Source organism: Collinsella aerofaciens, from assembly GCF_005845035.1.
GTDB classification, from domain to species: Bacteria; Actinomycetota; Coriobacteriia; order Coriobacteriales; family Coriobacteriaceae; genus Collinsella; species Collinsella aerofaciens_I.
This window is the reverse complement of record NZ_SPFO01000008.1, coordinates 1-16523: the sequence shown is the minus strand read 5'-3', so window position 1 is coordinate 16523 and position 16523 is coordinate 1. Positions and strand designations below refer to the sequence as shown.

Genomic DNA, 16523 nt, shown 5'->3' with positions numbered 1-16523 from the left:
AACGTATATTTACAAATAACGAGCTGGACAGGCAAATCAGATTGGATATTTATATCTATATGCGACCAAGATCGTATGCTCGGGCAGCCCCCTCGCCTGCGCACGCCAAATTGGCTACAGCCTCCTGCATGCCAAGCGCATCCTCAAGGCTCATGGGCTTGCGGCAGATCGGCAAAACCAAGTCAATACCCTGCTCATACACTACATCCAAGTTGTCCGCACGACCGCCCACGACAGCGGCTACCGGCTTGCTATATCGCTTGGCGAGACGCGCCACGCCCACCGGCGCCTTACCGGCGGCGGACTGCTCGTCCATATTGCCCTCGCCCGTTATGACCAGGTCGACATCACGCATGCGTTCGTCAAACCCAATCAGATCGAGCACCGTCTCCACGCCCGAGCGTAGCTCCACACCGAGCGCCAGTAACGCCGCGCCCAAGCCACCGGCAGCGCCCGCGCCGGGCACGCCGAGCACCGAGCCAAACGTCCGTGTGCCCTCGGGTGTGCGCAACAACCCCTGGGCTCGAGCTCCGGCAATCGCAGCGTCGAGCAAGCGGCCGTAGCCGACCATCCAGCTGTCGTACTTGCCCAGCGCCTCGGCATCATCCGTCGGCAGGCCCTTCTGCCCGCCAAACACCGCCAGTGCGCCTCGACGCCCCACGAGCGGATTCTCGACATCCGAAAGCACAACGATACGAGAGCCACCCAAAGCCTGCAGCGCTGGCGCCAAATCAACGCTCGCCACCTGCTCAAGGCCGGCAAGACCGGGGGCGACATCGCAGCCCCGATCATCGACCACGCGCGCGCCCAGCGCCTGCAGCATGCCGGCGCCACCGTCGTTGGTGGCACTGCCGCCCAGACCAATATAGAGTGTCCTTGCGCCCGTGCGAACTGCGCGAAGCATAAGCTCGCCCACGCCATAGGTTGTAGCAGCCTGCGCCGACGACTCCGTGCAAGGCGAATACCCAATGCCGGCCGCCTCGGCCATCTCGATGACCGCGGACTCGCGCTCGACATCAACCAGCATCCGGGCAGACACGAGGTCGCCCAAGGGGCCTGCAACCTCGCAGGTCACAAGCTCGCCACCACGCGCGGCGATGGCGTCGAGCGTTCCCTCGCCACCATCTGCCAGCGGCAAAGCGTTCAGCTCGGCATCGGGCCAAACGCGGCGCACGCCTTCGGCAACCGCCGCCTCCGCCTGCGCGCTCGAAACGCTGCCCTTAAAGGAGTCGATCGCCAACAGCACACGGCGGGGTCGGCGGCACGCAGGACCAAAGTCAACCGCCGTGCCAGCATCCTCACCGGCACCTGCAAGCGCTGCGGCGTGAGCGGCGTGTGCTTCAAGATCGGCCCCACAACCGCAATCAGCGCCGCCCGCTCCGCGCAGACCGCCAAAATAGCTACTCAGCAGCTCGCGGCATTCAGCCGCCAGGACCCCAGCCGTCACGTTAAACCGATGATTCAGGCGCGAGTCGGCATTCAAATCGTATAGGGATCCCAACGCGCCCGCCTTGGCGTCGCTCGCGCCATACACGCAGCGCCCCACGCGCGCGTTAACCATAAGGCCTGCGCACATGCAGCAGGGTTCCAACGTCACATAGACCGTACAGTCGGAAAGGCGCCAGCGGCCAAGCGCCTGGGCAGCGGCGCACACGGCCGCAAACTCGGCATGAGCCGAAGGGTCCTGGTCGAGTTCGCGACGATTATGCGCCCGCGCGACGATCTCACCGTCGCGCACCACTACGGCTCCGATGGGCACCTCGCCCACCGCCGCGGCGGCGCGCGCCTCGGCCAGTGCCTCGCGCATGAACTTCTCGTCGATTTCGGTGATCGTCATCGTTCGCCTTCCCTGTTGCAAATTCAAAACGATGCTATCATTACGACTCACGGAGAGATGGCAGAGCGGTTGAATGCGGCGGTCTTGAAAACCGTTGAGCGCGAGAGCGTTCCGGGGGTTCGAATCCCCCTCTCTCCGCCACTTTTAGTGATGCACCGGCGTCATGGTCCGCTCAAACAGCGCATCGACCACGTCGGCCATCTCGGGTCGACGCTCAAGATCGTGGCCCGATTCCCACCATATCGTGAAAAGTCGAATAATACCGCCGGCGACAAACTCAGACGTCGTCTCGAGTGACACGGGGGCCAGGGCATCCTCGGCAAGCACGTTCATCACACGCTCGCGGATGGAGCGGGCAATACGGTCGCAAATAACGTTGGTCAACATGCCCGACATGCTGCTTGCCAAAATGTTATCCATGAGCTGCTCGTGCGCCAGAATCAAATCCATGGCATCGTCCAAAATCGCGTGCCGAAGCGCGCGCACGTCCTCGGCAGACACTGCGCCGGCCTCATCGGGCTGTTTTTGTGGCAAGCCCGACATGAGCTCATCGATATAAAAGGCAAAGTAATCGTTCTTGTCGCGAAAGTGCTTGTAGAACGTCGTGCGGCGAATCATGGCGCGGTCGCACAGCATTGCAACCGTCAGGTCCTCAAAACGATGCTCCTCGAGAAGCTCGGTAAAGGCATCGAACAGGGCACGGTAGGTTTTCTTGATGCGAAGGTCCACTGGTATCGCCATCCTCAGGGCAAAGACAACACTCGTCAATCTGTCGCATATCTTACACCTGTACCTCGCGCGCTTTGCCCCGGTGCCAACCCCGCCGAAAACACAACGCTTACCGGAAAGTTCGGCACGGTAAAACGTTGCGGGTATACTAGTAGCGTTATACCAACGGCAGCTGGCGCATGCCGCCGCGGCCATTCGAAACGGAGACATCATGATTACCGTCATCATCGGCATCGTTGTTGTCATTGTGATTGTCTGCGCCATCGCCGGCATCTACAACAACATGGTCACCAAGCGTAACCGCATCGATAACGCCTGGCAGAACATCGATACGCAGCTGCAGCGCCGTAACGACCTGATCCCCAACCTGGTCGAGACCGTCAAGGGCTACGCCAAGCACGAGCAGGAGACGCTCTCCGCCGTGATCAGCGCGCGTAACACCGCCGTCAAGGCCACCACGCCCGAGGCCAAGATGGAAGCCGACAACGTGCTGACCGGCGCACTGCGACAGCTCTTTGCCGTGGCCGAGGCCTATCCCGATCTTAAGGCAAACACCAACTTTACGCAGCTGCAGGCATCGCTCGAGGATACCGAGAACAAGATTAGCTATGCACGCCAGAGCTACAACGACTGCGTGCTCAGCTACAACAACGCCATTCAGACGTTCCCGGCTGTCATCTTTGCCGGCATCTTCCAGTTTAAGGAGCGCCAGGGCTTCGAGGCCGCCGAAGCAGCCCGCCAGGCCCCGACCGTCAAGTTCTAGTAGTTTGACAGCGTATCCTTAATCGGCCAAATGTATAAACCGCCCCGTCGAATGCATACTTCGACGGGGCGGTTTCCTTTTTCGCGAAGGTCCCCCTCTAAGCGCCGTGCATTTTTAGGAGTATTCAACATAACCAAGAGCTTCGGGCGCCACGATAAATGCCAAAGACCGCGAATGTCCCTGCAAATCAAACGCTGTCAGCCCATAACCCCGCCCATCATCCGTAGAAAACATCGAGAAATCCCGATTTTTTGCCCGAGGTCGGTATGCAGGGGCCTTCGATTGCAGAATACTCGCAAAAATGCACGTCGCCGCCACCCCCACATGGCGCGAACCAAAACAAAAGCGCGGCCTTCCTTTCCGGCGCACTCCGCAGGACGAAAGAACCTCCGCCGCACGAAGTGCGCAGCGGAGGTTCTTTCATGTCCGAGGTCGCGCCGGAAAGGAAGGCCGCGCTCGGGCCGGACAGCTAAGACAGCTTACGCGACGGTGTAAACCCAGTTGTGCTTGTCCTCGACAGCACCAGACTGGATGCCGGTCAGAGTCTCGCGGAGCTTCTTCATCACGGGACCGATCTCGGTGTAGCCAGCCGGGAAGGTCACGGTCTCGTCGGCGCCATAGACCTTGTTGTCAATCTCGCCCACCGGGGAGATGACGGCAGCGGTGCCGCACAGGCCGCACTCCACAAAGGTGCCGGCCTTGACCTCGGCCCACTCGACGGGGCGCTGATCGACGGTCATACCCAGGTCCTGAGCGACCTGAACGAGCGAACGACGGGTGATGGAGGGCAGGATGGAGTCGGTGTGCGACTGCGGAACGACGAGCGTGCCATCCTCTTTCACGAACAGGACGTTGGCGCCACCGGTCTCCTCGACATAGGTGCGGGACTCGGAGTCGAGATACAGGTTCTCGGCATAGCCCTCGCGATGGGCCTCCATCGTGGGCTTGAGGGACATGGCGTAGTTCAGGCCAGCCTTGATGTTACCGGTGCCATGCGGTGCAGCGCGGTCGTACTCGGAAACGCGCAGCTTAACGGGCTTAAGACCGCCCTTAAAGTACGGACCGACCGGGGTCACGAGAATGCGGAACGTGTACTCAGGAGCGGGAGCCACGCCGATCACGTCACCGGAGCCGATCATAAACGGACGCACGTACAGGGTCGCACCGGAGCCGAAAGGCGGAACCCAGGCGGCGTTGGCAGAAACGACCTGCTTGACGGCCTCGACAAACTTGTCCTTGGGGAACGGGGGCATCTCGAGACGCTGGGCGGAGTTGTACATGCGCTCGGCGTTCATGTCGGGACGGAAGCAGACGATGCTGCCGTCCTCGGCGGTGTAGGCCTTCAGGCCCTCAAAGACCTCCTGGCAGTAATGGAAGATGCCGCCGCACTCGGAGACGTGCAGGGTGTGGTCGGTGGTCAGGCCACCCTCGTCCCACTCGCCGTCCTTCCAATGGGCCTCATAGCTGTAATCGGTCTTCATGTAGCCAAAGCCGAGGCTACCCCAATCGATATCTTTCTTCTCGACAGTCATGTGTCGCTCCTTACATACACAGTTGCATACTCGCGAACTCGCATGCAAGGACCGAGGCCGACCGCGTCGCAACGTCGCACGCCCGGAGCGTAGAGCCGGACGGGACACGCGGGCAACGCCAAAGCCCATGGCACGTCGATTCGCATGCACGAGATTGTACTCCCCGTACGCGTCTGATAAAACGCTTTTCTTTAACTAAGTAAAGTATTTTCATTTGCTTCGGAATTTACCGGGGTAAATAGGCATCCTCCAAGCCGCGGCGCCCACTCACCCCATGCGCCCCGCGACCGCCCTATCGATATACTCTAAAGTCGAGACGATGATTGGAGCCCCCCTTGGCAACTCAGAACAAACGCGAACACTTGACGGAAGACCTGCTCAAGCGGCTGTTGGCCAGTTCGAGCATCGACGCCTATCTTGACGAAGGCGAAACCGTCGACCAAACGCTTCCCTCGTACTTGCGCTGCCTCATCGACGAGCGCCGCATCAAGCGCTCGGACGTCGCACGCAACTCGGGCCTTAACCCGACCGTTGTGTACGACATCTTTGCCGGCAAAAGCCGCCCCGGCCGCGACCACGCCATCATGTTGGCACTCGGCATCGGCTGCACGCTTCGAGAGACGCAGCGCCTTCTGAGACTCGACAGCGTCGCCGAGCTTTGGTGCAAGGATCGCCGCGACGCCATCGTCATCTGGTGCATCGAACGCGGCATGAGCCGCGCTTGCACCGATGACGAGCTCTACCGCTTGGGCGAAAAAACGCTTCTGGGAACCAACCCACTCAAATAAACGCCCACGTCTGTGCGAGCCCCGTAACGCCATCCTCTCCATACGCGATTCAGTTGCCAACTGAACAAACAGAACAATCGTTGTCATATCATTCTTGGGGCATTTGCCCAGCTACCATGAAGGGAGGACGGCTTGAACGACAACCAGCTCATGCATGCCATGAGCCTTGACGACACCTATCGCGTCGAACAGGTGCTCGCGCGCGGCGAAGGCGGCATTACCGAACTCGTTACGATTGACGGAGCCGGTCCCTTCGTGCGAAAGAAGATTCGACAGGAGCTTGCCCGCCGCAATGTATGGTCGGCACTCACCGAATGCAGCTCGCCCCGCCTTCCCCGCGTCGAGGCGACCTACGAACTACCCGAGCACTTTGTTGTCGTCTACGACTTTGTGCCGGGTCGGTCGCTTTCCAAAGTTATCGAAACCGATGGGCCGTTGACGCCGGAAGAGGCAACATCGCTTGGCATCGAGCTTTGCGAGGCAGCCGAGGAGCTCCACAGACACGGTATCGTCCACCGTGACATTTCCCCCAACAATATCGTGGTTGCCGCGAACGGCGCACACCTCATCGACCTTGGTATTGCCCGCATGCGCGTCGAAGGGGCAAGCAAGGACACGACCTCCCTCGGAACTTGGGGGTTCGCCTCGCCCGAACAATACGGCTTTGCCCAAACCGATGCGCGAAGTGATGTCTACTCCATCGGACGCGTTCTTGGCTTTGCGCTTACGGGCGTCCGACCTGACGACGAGGCTTACGAGCAAGCGCTTAAGTTAATTCTTGAACATGCACCCGCGAAGCTTGTCCACGCCATCACACGTGCCTGCTCGTTTGAGCCAAGCGCGCGGTTCCAGTCTGCGACCGAGATGGCAGGAGTGCTCGCCGGCTCGTCCCAACCAAAAGACGATGGGGCATCTTCTGGCGCAAACCAGCAAGCCGACAAGGTCAAAACGGCGACAAGGACGCACGACCCGAAGCATAATCCGGAGAAAACCGGGGTTCAGGTCCTCGGCAGCCTTCTTCTTAAACTGATACTCATCGCCACAGTGCTCGCCTGTTTGTTAGCTGGCGGCGCGATTGCCATTTCGTCCTTTAACGCCGCTCGGGAAAACAGCGACGAGCGCTCATCCTCGTCGCAGGCCGGCCAGTCCGGCGGCGCCTCCTCTCCCGAAAAGGCAAATACGGCAAGCGGCACCAGCCGCCTGTCCGCCGAGCTCTCAATCGTGGAGTCCGGTTGGTCGGTTGGTGAGCACGGATACGTCCACTTTGGCATCGGTCTTAAAAACTCCGACGGCTCTGCCGCCATCGCATTTCCCACCATTACGATCTACGGATACGATGCGGATGACAATCTGATCTTTACGGATGAGAAAACCTTCAGCGCCATCGAGCCCGGCCAGACCGTCTACTTTGGCGATCAGACGGGTAACGGCACCGCTCCCGCACACGTTGAGTTCAAAGCCGTCACACCCAGCGGCGTCGCACTTGCCACCGCCACCGAAGCACCGACATACGAGCTGTTCGATAGCGCCGAATCCGCCGAGGCGGACGGCATGTATTCGTTCTCGGCAAAGCTCAAACTCCAAAGCGCCCCGAGCGGCTTTGATAAGACTCAGGTGTTCCTATCGGCCATCCTGCGCGACAAGCAGGGCAATATCGTTGCCGGCTATAACAATTTCTGCGACTGCCCCGCCGTCGGCTCCACGGTTCCCGTTTCGATCGACGTCAACAATCCGCCCGCGCACGCAAGCTGCGATATCTACGCCGCCCAGTGGTAGGGCCGGGGCACCTCGAATGATTCCATGACACAAAGAAGGGCCAGCATCACGCTGGCCCTTCCACACTTCTACAGCCCGAGAATCTCGCGCTTCTTGGCATCAAACTCCTCTTGCGTCAAAATCCCGGCATCGAGAAGCTCTTTAAATTTCTTTACGGCCTCTATTTGACCCTCAAGCGTTTGAGCAGCCTCGACACCGTCCTCCGGTGCCTCCTTGGGTTCCGTCGTATCCGGCGCACAGACCGCGCCCGCGCCGCCTTTTACAGAAGCGTTACGGGGGTTGAGCATTCCCGCCAGCCCCATGCCGAGCACCATGCCACCCGCAGCACCAAACCCGTTCTCGCGCACGCCCTCAGCAATCATCTGCTGAGCCGCCACATCGGCCGCCTGCTTAGAAACCCCCTCGTAAGCACTAACATCCAGCTTCTTTTTCGCATAGCTCTTGATAAGCTCGCGCGAGTCATCGGAGAATTCGATATTTTCGATGGCGACCTGCGCAAGCTTGATGCCAAAGCGGCCTTGCCATGTCCCCGCGTTGTCGCCCTCATCCAGGACCATGTGACGAATTTCGTTGACGTGTGAAGGCAGCTGCGAAATCCGGACCTCGGACGACAAGGCGTTCGTGGCCACAATGAGCGAAGCCAGGAACTCTGCAATCAGCATGCTTCGTGCGCGCGGATCGTCAAACGAATAGCTATAGGTGTTCGCAGGAAGAAAATTCCTGATAAAGCGCTCGGCATCCACTACTTGCAGCGACAGCTGACCATACGCGAAGACCTCAAGATCCGCACCGTAAAACAAGTCGTTATACGCGAGCGGCCCACGCGTACCAAACTTAATACCGCGGATTTCACGCAGATTGACAAACGCTACACGCTTCTGTGACGGCGACATGCCCGCATAGCCGACACGACGGGCCGCCTGCCCCAAGACCATTTTGAGAACGCCCTGCTCCTCGCGGTCACGGTCATCAAAAACCGAAGCCTCGCCGTCGCGATACTCAAAACCGCCCGGCTCCGTTATTATCTGCTCGATGCCCGCCTGGCTAAAGATAAACGCCGCGGTGTTCTCGGGAACAAAAATGAGCGACCCATTGGACAGAACGTCATTCGATCCGTAGTTTCCGCCGCGCCCGTTTTGCCCGACCTTACGCACCCCCGGAGCAACCACGACATGCTCGTCAAAATGACCAGCCGTGACAATATCTTTCCATTGATCGGCGAGCACGCCACCGAGCGAGTCGATGGCAACATTCACAATACCCACAGCTACCTCACCCTACAGCACAAACTTGGTATCGCAGTACGAACAAACAACGCCTTGACCTTTACGTCCCGCGACGGGTGCATGGCATCCGGGACACTTTGCCGTCGCCTTTTCGGCCATTTTCTCGGCGTGAGGCTTTTGCACCTTCAGGGTAGCGCCCAGGGCACTGCCAATGGAGTCGCCAACTGCCCCGACAACGCCCATGGCACCGTCAACAAAATCGGCAATCTCTGCCGCAGTGCCCGAGGGAAGCTCCGAAGTATCGATGGCATCGATGTTGCCCGCCGCCGCGCGGCGCACGCTTTCGGCCCAACGGTCGGCAAGGCGCTTGCCGCCTTCGGTAAAGCTCACTGTAACGGTCTCCTCCGAAAATGCGACTCGCAGCACCGGCGTACTATTCACGCGCGCGGCGATAGCCTGGGGAACGTCCGCCGAGCACAGAATCGAATCGAGCGGGCAGCGCTTGAGGTAGCGTCGAGTTTTAAACAGCCCCTCGGAGACCGTTACGACCAAGATTAGATTCATATTTGTAAGCACGATCTCATCGAGAGCCTCGCTACCAGAGCCAACGCCCAAGCGCACATTTGAGGCCTGCATGATGATGAGTTCGCCGGGCGCCAGATTGTACTCGTCCACGCCGTCATCCCCCGTCCAACGTTTTCCTCTCATCCTAAACACCGGGCAAATAATTTCATCAGCTGCCAACTGAATTTCTCACCGGATTCAGTTGACAGCTGATGAAATCCCCGCAGCCCACAGCCACAATTCGAAGCAGTGTCATCCATATCGAGGGAAGGAACAACTATGGATTGGGAAGCTTCAGGCAGCGGGGATAATGGCGTCCCCCAAACGGTGTCGACACCCGACGGCAAGCCGCCCAAAGGCAAGAAGAAATGGCCGATCGTTCTGGCGGTGTTTGTTATCCTGATTATCTTGGCACGCATCAGCTCGTGCGTGAGCGGCTGCGACTCTTCGAGCCCCTCAAAGACCGTCGGCACGTTCACCTGGCCCAGCAGCGGCCTCGCGACCGAACTGCCCAAGCCCAAGACAAACAAGGGTGAGATCAGCAACAACAGCGACACCTATTTCTATGCAACGCTGCAGGAGATAACGCACTCTGATTACGACGACTACATCCAATCGTGCAAGGATGCAGGCTATACAGATTTCTCCGGCGAAGGCACCGATTACTTTAAAGCCAAAGCTCCGAGCGGCGCTGGGCTTAGCCTCTCGTTTGACGGCGAGGATAAAACCCTCGAAATCACACTGAACAAGGCTCAGGCATCGGCTGATGAGTCCGTAAATACGGACAGTGAAAACTCCGCCGATGACTCTACCGACACTCCCGTCGATGCCCCGGCCACGTCCTCTTCTGACTTCCGTGCCATGATGGACGGCTACGAGCAGTTTATGAACAGCTACGTCGAGTTCATGAAGAAGTACGAGAATTCAGACGACACCGCTTCGATGCTTGCCGACTACGGATCGATGATGCAGCAGTACAGCGAATGGTCGCAAAAGTTCGACAGCGTTGACGAAAGCTCGCTGTCCGCCGAGGACCAGGCCTACTACCTTGAGGTCCAAGGGCGCGTGCTGCAGAAGCTGAGCGAAGTCCAGTAAGCACAAGCAACACGTCGCACGCCAGCTATAAACGAAAAAAGGGCCCGTCACCGTAAGCGGTGACGGGCCCTTTTTTCGTTGCAATCGGTTTTTTCAAACGCTTAGGCGCTCTTCTTCCCGAGCTTGGCCTTGACCAAACCGACCACGGTCGGGATGATCGATACGGCAACGATGCCGACGATCAGTAGCTCAAAGTGCTCCTGCACAAAGGGGATACCGCCAAAGAAGTAGCCCAGCAGCGTAAAGAGCGTCGACCAGGTAATGCCGCCCAGCACGTTAAAGATAACGAAGTTACGCCAGTGCATGCCGCCCATACCGGCGATAAAGGGCACAAAGGTGCGAATAAACGGGAAGAAGCGGCCCAGGAAGATGGCCAGGTGACCCCACTTGTCCAAGAAATCCTCGGACTTTTTAATGCGCTCGGGCGTCATGGCCTTGACCTTGCCCGAAGCGATGATCTTTTTGCCAAAGAAGTGACCGATCATAAAGTTGCACTGATCACCCAAAATGGCAGCCGCCCATGCGGTGGCCAGAAGCGCCACGATGTTAAAGCCACCGTTGTGGGCAAAGAAGCCCGAAGCAAACAGTAGTGAATCGCCAGGGAGAAACGGGAAGAACACCACGCCTGTCTCAATGAAGATAATGAGGAACACGCAGCCGTAGGCCATAAGCGGGCCGGCGGCGATCCAGCTGGCAATCGCGGTGCGCGGGTCTTTGAGCAGCTCGGCGATAAAATTGATGAAACCCATGAAGTAAAACCTCTCAGTTGTGGGCGCGGATACGTCCAAGTTGACCAGTATACGGTTGCGGCGCCCCCTCGTGCGCAACCCCACAAAAGCATGACTCCATTACCAGCAAGTTTGCATAACTGACACCTGTTGCGCAATGCCATCAAGATTGTCCTTCCTAATCCCTAGCGAATCGCTATACTTTATTGAACCGCATTGCCATGGCGCTAAGGGAGGGCGGCCGGTGAGCTTTATCAATACCATTCGCGAGGACATCAAGACCGTCCAGGCGCAGGACCCCGCCGCGCAAAACGGTCTAGTCATCTTCCTTTCCTATCCCGGCCTGCACGCCAAGTGGAACCACGTGCCCGAGCACTGGCTGTGGGAGCACGGTCATCGCTCGCTCGCCCGTGTGCTCTCGCAAATCACTCGCCATATCACCGGCGTCGAGATTCACCCCGCTGCACAGATCGGCAAACATTTCTTTATCGACCACGCCATGGGCGTCGTCATCGGCGAAACCACCATCGTGGGCGACAACTGCGTGCTCTACCAGGGCGTCACGCTCGGCGGCACCGGCAACGAGACCGGCAAGCGCCACCCCACCCTGGGCAATAACGTCACTGTAGGCACGGGCGCCAAGGTGCTCGGCAACATTCGCATCGGCAACAACGTCAAGATCGGCGGCAACTCGGTTGTCGTCAAGGACGTGCCCGACAACTGCACCGTCGTGGGCGTGCCAGGCCGCATCATCAAGCGCAACGGCTGCCGCGTGTTCGAGGAGAGCTTCGACGCCAAGCAGCATCGCGAGTACATGCCCGACGATGCCGCCGAGCAGTCTGCGCTCAACCGTCAAGGCATCACCGAGAACGCCCGCCGCGTCAAAGAGCTCGAGAAAGAGGTGGCCGAGCTTAAGGCCCTCGTTGCCAAACTTGTGGACGAACGCTAGGAACGCGAGCGGCACAAAACAACATCGGCACCGACGCAAAAGGCGCGCCAGGGAATCCGCTCCCGGCGCGCCTTCTTTTCGATGTGACATGCGGGACTGTCCCTTTGCCACCTTATGCGAACTGGCTTAGGTAGAGGTCGGCATAAGCGCCCTCGGCAGCCAATAGTTCCTTATGCGTGCCCTGCTCGATAATGTTGCCATGATCCATGACCAAGATCAGGTCGGCATCCACGATCGTCGACAGGCGGTGCGCGATCACAAAGCTCGTGCGCCCGCGCATGAGCGCGTCCATGGCGCGGCCGATGGCAAGCTCAGTGCGCGTGTCCACGCTTGAGGTCGCCTCGTCCAGGATGAGAATCGCCGGGTTGTTGAGCAGCACGCGCGCAATGGTCAGCAGCTGGCGCTGGCCCTGGCTAATGCTCTCGGCATCGTTGGCCACCCGCGTGTCATAACCCTGCGGCATGGTGCGCACAAAGAAGTCGACCTGCGCGGCGCGTGCGGCCGCCACGATCTCATCGCGCGTCGCCTCGGGACAGCCATAGGCGATGTTTTCGGCAATCGTGCCATCGAACAGCCAGGCGTCCTGCAGCACCATGCCAAACTGCTGGCGCAGCTCGCCGCGGTCCATACGGCTCGTGTCCACGCCGTCGAGCGTAATGCGGCCGCCGTCGATTTCGTAAAAGCGCATGAGCAGGTTGATGAGCGTGGTCTTACCCGCACCCGTGGTTCCCACCACCGCAATCTTCTGACCCGGCTCGGCGGTAAACGACACGTCGCGCATAAGCGGCTTGTCAGGCGAATAGCCAAAGCGCACGTGCTCAAAAGCGACACGGCCCTCAACGCGACCCGGAAGCTTGGCAGCCTCGTCCGGCAGCGGGTCGGCCTCCATCTCGGGCTCGTCGAGCAGGTCGAACACGCGCTCTGCACTCGCCAGCGCGCTCTGCAGCGAGTTGAAGGTAAACGACAGCTGCGTCATGGGTTCGGAGGCCTCGTAGATAAACTGGAAGAACGCCTGGAACACGCCGACGGTCATGTGACCGGCGACCAGCATGCTACAGCCCACCAGCGCGATCACGATCTGCGCCAAGCGGCCGATAAAGCGCACCGCGGGGCCGACGGCATTGATCATAAAGTCGGCCTTGGTACTCACGCGCGCTAGCTCCCTCGAGGCCTCATGCACTTCGGCAGAACTCTGACGCTCGCGGTTAAACGCGCGAATCACCAGACGGCCCGAGTAGCCCTCCTCGACCGCGCTCGTAATCTTGGACACCCACTCCTGGCGTTCGCCCGTTACATCATGCGTGCGGCGCGAAACCACTTTGGTCACCAGCAGCGACAGGGCCGTGAAGCCCAAAAAGACGAGCGTGAGCTTAACGCTATAGACGAACATCATGATGATGGCACCCGTCACGGTGCCGATCGACACAAGCAGCTGCAGCAATCCGCGCTGCATGCTCTCGGACATCTTGTCCAAGTCGTTGGTCGCACGGCTGACGACCTCACCGGGACGATGCGCGTCAAAGAAGGCAAGCGGCAGACGATTGAGCTTTTGTGCGATGCGGTTGCGTAGACGCAGGTTGAGGCGTTCGGCCACGCTCGACATCAAAAAGCTCTGGAGCGCATAGAACGAGGCAGCGGCAGTCCAGATCATAAAGTAGACGAAGATGGTCTTGCCGCAGTTCTCCCAGGTGATGTTGAAGGTGGTTCCGTTGGCAAACGCCACCTGCATATGCCCCCACAGCTCGTCGATGACGTGAGCGCTGTACGCCGGCGCGGCGGTGTTAAAGATGACGTAGAACACGATGCTCGCAAACACGATGTAAAAGCGCCAATGGTCGCCGGCGGCCTCGCCCCACAAGCGGCGCACCGTCGCCCAGGTATCCCGGGGCGTCTCGTCCTCGTCTTCGTCGTCCACGTCGCGCATACGTTCTGCCTCGGCACGGGCACGTTCGTCCTCGGCACGCTCGTTTTCCTCGTACAGCGCCTGGCGACGAGCCTCGCGCTCGGCCGCCTTGATGGCGTCATCCAGCTCGAGCACCGCGGCAGCCTGGTCGACCGTTTTCTCAGCGGCGTCCGAATCGTTCGAATCGATAGCATCGCTGCACTTCTTGAGCTCCTCGGTCATGCTACTCACCTCCCTTCATCTGCGATTCCGCGATAGCGCGGTACACCTCGCAGGTTTCCATGAGCTCGTCGTGCGTGCCCAGGCCCACGACCTCGCCGTCCTTGAGCACCACGATCTGGTCGGCATGCAAGATCGTCGAGATGCGCTGCGCGATGATGAGCACCGCAGCGTCGCGCGTCTCCTCCTGCAGCGCATGGCGCAGCGCCGCATCGGTCTTAAAGTCCAAGGCCGAAAAACTGTCATCGAAGATATACAGATCGGCATGCTTCATGAGGGCGCGGACAATGGCCAGGCGCTGGCGCTGACCGCCCGAAAAGTTCGTGCCACCCTGCGCCACCGGGGTATCGAGCCCCTGCGGCTGATCGAGCACAAAGGTGCTCTGGGCAACCTGGAGCGCGTGGAGCATATCGGCCTCGGTCGCGTCTTCGTTGCCAAAGCGCAAATTGCTTGCCACGGTGCCCGAGAACAGCCATGCCTTCTGCGGGACGTAGGCAATGCGCCCGCGAATCTCGTCTTGCGAAAGCTCGCGCAGGTCGACGCCGTCCAGGCGAATGGCACCCTTGGTGGCATCGTGAAAACGCAGCAGAAGCTTTGCCACCGTCGACTTGCCCGAGCCCGTCGAGCCCACAATCGCGGTCGTCTGACCGCGACGACAGGCAAAGCTCAGGTCGCACAGGGTGTCCTCATCGGCGTCGTCAAAGCGAAACGACATATGATCGAACACGGCAACCGCATCAGCCCCGTCCTTTGAGTCGGACGCGGCCGCATCAAGCGTACGCTGGCCATCGACGATGCTCGGCTCAATCTCCAGCACTTGCTGTGCACGGCTTAGACATGCCGCGGCGCGTGGCAGCGTTAGCACCACCATCTGCGCCATCATCACAAAGAACAGGATCAGAAGCGCGTACTCCAGCACCGCCGAGATGCTCGCGATCTGCATGGCGTGGGCGCCCACGCGGTTGCCGCCAACCCACAGCACCGCCACCTCGGCGATGTTCATCAAAAAGAAGCTTGAGCTGTCGAGGCCCACAAACAGGTGGTTGACTTTGATGGCGTTGGCGGCGTAGTCGCTGAACACCTCGTCCAGGCGCCGCTCCTCGTGACGCTCCTTGTTAAACGCACGGATGACGCGCACGCCCACGATGTTTTCGCGCAGCACCACGTTCATGCGGTCGATAAAGCTCTGCAAGCGCATAAAGATCGGAGCCGCGTTGGCAACCGTAAAGACCGCCGCCACCAGCACAATCGCAACCACGACGCCCAGAAGCGTGCCCATGGCAGGATCGATAAACCAGGCGAAGATGATGCCCGCCACAGCCAAAAACGGCACGGGCAGCACCAGCTGAATCGTCTGCAGAATCGCCTGCTGAATCACGTTGATGTCGTTGAGCGAGCGCGTGATCATCGATCCGGTGCCAAAGCGCTCAAAGTCGCTGGCCGCGAGCTCGAGCGACTTGTCGTACACGGCATTGCGGATATCGCGGGCCACGTTGGCGGCCAAGCGCGCCGAAAGATAGCAGCCCAGCACCGCGCCGCCGCTGGCCATGCCGGTCGCGATAAGCATGTAGAGGCCATTGCGCAAAATGTAGTCGACATCACCCGTGGTGATACCGGTGTTGACCATGTTCGCCAGCATCGTGGGAACCAACAGCGTGCCGACGTTATCAACCAGCAGCACCAGCAGCGTCACTGCGATAAGCCCTCGATAGGGCTTCAGAAACCTCATTAACAGTCGCACGACTCCCCCTCACCTTGATTCTCGGCTTGGCTCTCGGCAGCGATATGCTGCTTAAATGCCTCGCACTCCTCACCGAGCACCTGAGAGAATTTTCCGATCAAGCGCATAATCTCGCGCTGCTCACACGGCTCAAGCGCGCCAAAGGCTCGCTGCTCGGCCTTGAGTGCCGGCAGCGCATAACGCTCGGCAAATCGCCTGCCCTCTTCAGTCAGGCTCACAACCTTGTTCTTACGACTGCCTTCGGCAAACTCCAACGTTGCGAAGCCCCGCGCCGTCAAGGTTTTAATGGCCGAGTTGATGGTCTGCTTGCTGTAGAACCATTCGCTTGTCAGACGGCTTACGGCAATACTGCCGCCCGCCGTGCTGGTATCGACGAGCATCCAGTAAGCGCAGTCCGAAAGGCCGCAGGCGCGCGAGAACTCCGAATAGATATGGTCGAGTCCATTGAGCAACCGGTCGAAGTCGACCAGCGTAACCGCACTATTCATCTATCCCACCATTCGATTGTCCGATTTTTGACCAATTTTATATCTCTAGATTAGTCCGAGTTTTGACTATCGTCAACAGGCTCTCCGCAAACGCGTGCACCTTGATTATCATTTTCATTGCAACAGCCTCAGGACTCAGCGCAACGCGTTGCGCTGAGTCCTGAGGCGCGAATCCGGGTAGGCAA

Annotated in this window: 14 protein-coding genes and 1 tRNA gene; 6 read left to right on the top strand and 9 right to left on the bottom strand. The window is 59.5% G+C overall.

Features of this window, described 5'->3' with window-relative positions; genetic code table 11:
- Positions 1-55: 55 nt before the first annotated feature.
- A complete protein-coding gene (gene tadA, locus FGQ67_RS05345; RefSeq protein ID WP_138340481.1) occupies positions 56-1837 on the bottom strand; it encodes a tRNA adenosine(34) deaminase TadA in 1782 nt (593 codons plus the stop codon).
- A gap of 51 nt (positions 1838-1888) precedes the next feature.
- Here tadA and FGQ67_RS05340 point away from each other — a divergent pair.
- Positions 1889-1978 (top strand) — tRNA-Ser (locus FGQ67_RS05340).
- Positions 1979-1981: 3 nt separating this feature from the next.
- On the opposite strand, the gene FGQ67_RS05335 is transcribed toward FGQ67_RS05340, so the two are convergent.
- Positions 1982-2566, bottom strand: coding sequence for a TetR/AcrR family transcriptional regulator (locus tag FGQ67_RS05335; protein WP_158551589.1), 585 nt, complete (start codon positions 2564-2566; stop codon positions 1982-1984).
- A 211-nt stretch (positions 2567-2777) separates the two neighbouring features.
- On the opposite strand from FGQ67_RS05335, the gene FGQ67_RS05330 reads away from it, so the two are divergent.
- Positions 2778-3329, top strand: coding sequence for a LemA family protein (locus tag FGQ67_RS05330; protein ID WP_082421874.1), 552 nt, complete (start codon positions 2778-2780; stop codon positions 3327-3329).
- Between the two features lie 479 nt (positions 3330-3808).
- Here the strand turns inward: FGQ67_RS05330 and FGQ67_RS05325 are convergent, their stop codons facing one another.
- On the bottom strand, positions 3809-4861 hold the full coding sequence (locus FGQ67_RS05325; protein ID WP_035138743.1) for a branched-chain amino acid aminotransferase: 1053 nt from the start codon (positions 4859-4861) through the stop codon (positions 3809-3811).
- Between the two features lie 335 nt (positions 4862-5196).
- Between FGQ67_RS05325 and FGQ67_RS05320 the strand changes: the two genes are divergently transcribed.
- Together FGQ67_RS05320 and FGQ67_RS05315 are read left to right on the top strand one after the other, a co-directional pair.
- A complete protein-coding gene (locus FGQ67_RS05320) occupies positions 5197-5649 on the top strand; it encodes a helix-turn-helix domain-containing protein (RefSeq protein ID WP_138340479.1) in 453 nt (150 codons plus the stop codon).
- Positions 5650-5781: 132 nt separating this feature from the next.
- A complete protein-coding gene (locus FGQ67_RS05315; RefSeq protein WP_138340478.1) occupies positions 5782-7425 on the top strand; it encodes a serine/threonine-protein kinase in 1644 nt (547 codons plus the stop codon).
- Between the two features lie 68 nt (positions 7426-7493).
- Here the strand turns inward: FGQ67_RS05315 and FGQ67_RS05310 are convergent, their stop codons facing one another.
- Positions 7494-8690: an SPFH domain-containing protein gene (locus FGQ67_RS05310; protein ID WP_138340477.1), complete on the bottom strand. Its 1197-nt coding sequence runs from the start codon at positions 8688-8690 to the stop codon at positions 7494-7496.
- Between the two features lie 12 nt (positions 8691-8702).
- The gene (locus FGQ67_RS05305) at positions 8703-9326 is read right to left on the bottom strand and encodes a hypothetical protein (RefSeq protein ID WP_138340476.1); all 624 of its coding nucleotides are present in this window, start codon (positions 9324-9326) and stop codon (positions 8703-8705) included.
- Between the two features lie 168 nt (positions 9327-9494).
- Here FGQ67_RS05305 and FGQ67_RS05300 point away from each other — a divergent pair, with 168 nt between their 5' ends.
- Positions 9495-10310, top strand: a complete 816-nt coding sequence (locus FGQ67_RS05300; protein ID WP_138340475.1) for a DUF6591 domain-containing protein — start codon at positions 9495-9497, stop codon at positions 10308-10310.
- A 101-nt stretch (positions 10311-10411) separates the two neighbouring features.
- Here the strand turns inward: FGQ67_RS05300 and FGQ67_RS05295 are convergent, their stop codons facing one another.
- Positions 10412-11059, bottom strand: coding sequence for a DedA family protein (locus FGQ67_RS05295; protein WP_138340474.1), 648 nt, complete (start codon positions 11057-11059; stop codon positions 10412-10414).
- A gap of 223 nt (positions 11060-11282) precedes the next feature.
- On the opposite strand from FGQ67_RS05295, the gene cysE reads away from it, so the two are divergent.
- Complete coding sequence (gene cysE / locus FGQ67_RS05290; protein WP_138340473.1) at positions 11283-11987, top strand: serine O-acetyltransferase; 705 nt, start codon at positions 11283-11285, stop codon at positions 11985-11987.
- A gap of 112 nt (positions 11988-12099) precedes the next feature.
- Here the strand turns inward: cysE and FGQ67_RS05285 are convergent, their stop codons facing one another.
- Genes FGQ67_RS05285 through FGQ67_RS05275 form a run of 3 tightly spaced genes read right to left on the bottom strand, consistent with a single transcriptional unit; the run spans position 12100 to position 16338 of the window.
- Complete coding sequence (locus FGQ67_RS05285; RefSeq protein WP_212746007.1) at positions 12100-14112, bottom strand: ABC transporter ATP-binding protein; 2013 nt, start codon at positions 14110-14112, stop codon at positions 12100-12102.
- A gap of 1 nt (position 14113) precedes the next feature.
- Complete coding sequence (locus tag FGQ67_RS05280) at positions 14114-15838, bottom strand: ABC transporter ATP-binding protein (protein WP_138340472.1); 1725 nt, start codon at positions 15836-15838, stop codon at positions 14114-14116.
- Positions 15838-16338: a MarR family winged helix-turn-helix transcriptional regulator gene (locus FGQ67_RS05275; protein WP_117648383.1), complete on the bottom strand. Its 501-nt coding sequence runs from the start codon at positions 16336-16338 to the stop codon at positions 15838-15840. The genes FGQ67_RS05280 and FGQ67_RS05275 overlap by 1 nt, the downstream gene beginning before the upstream one ends.
- Positions 16339-16523: the final 185 nt, after the last annotated feature.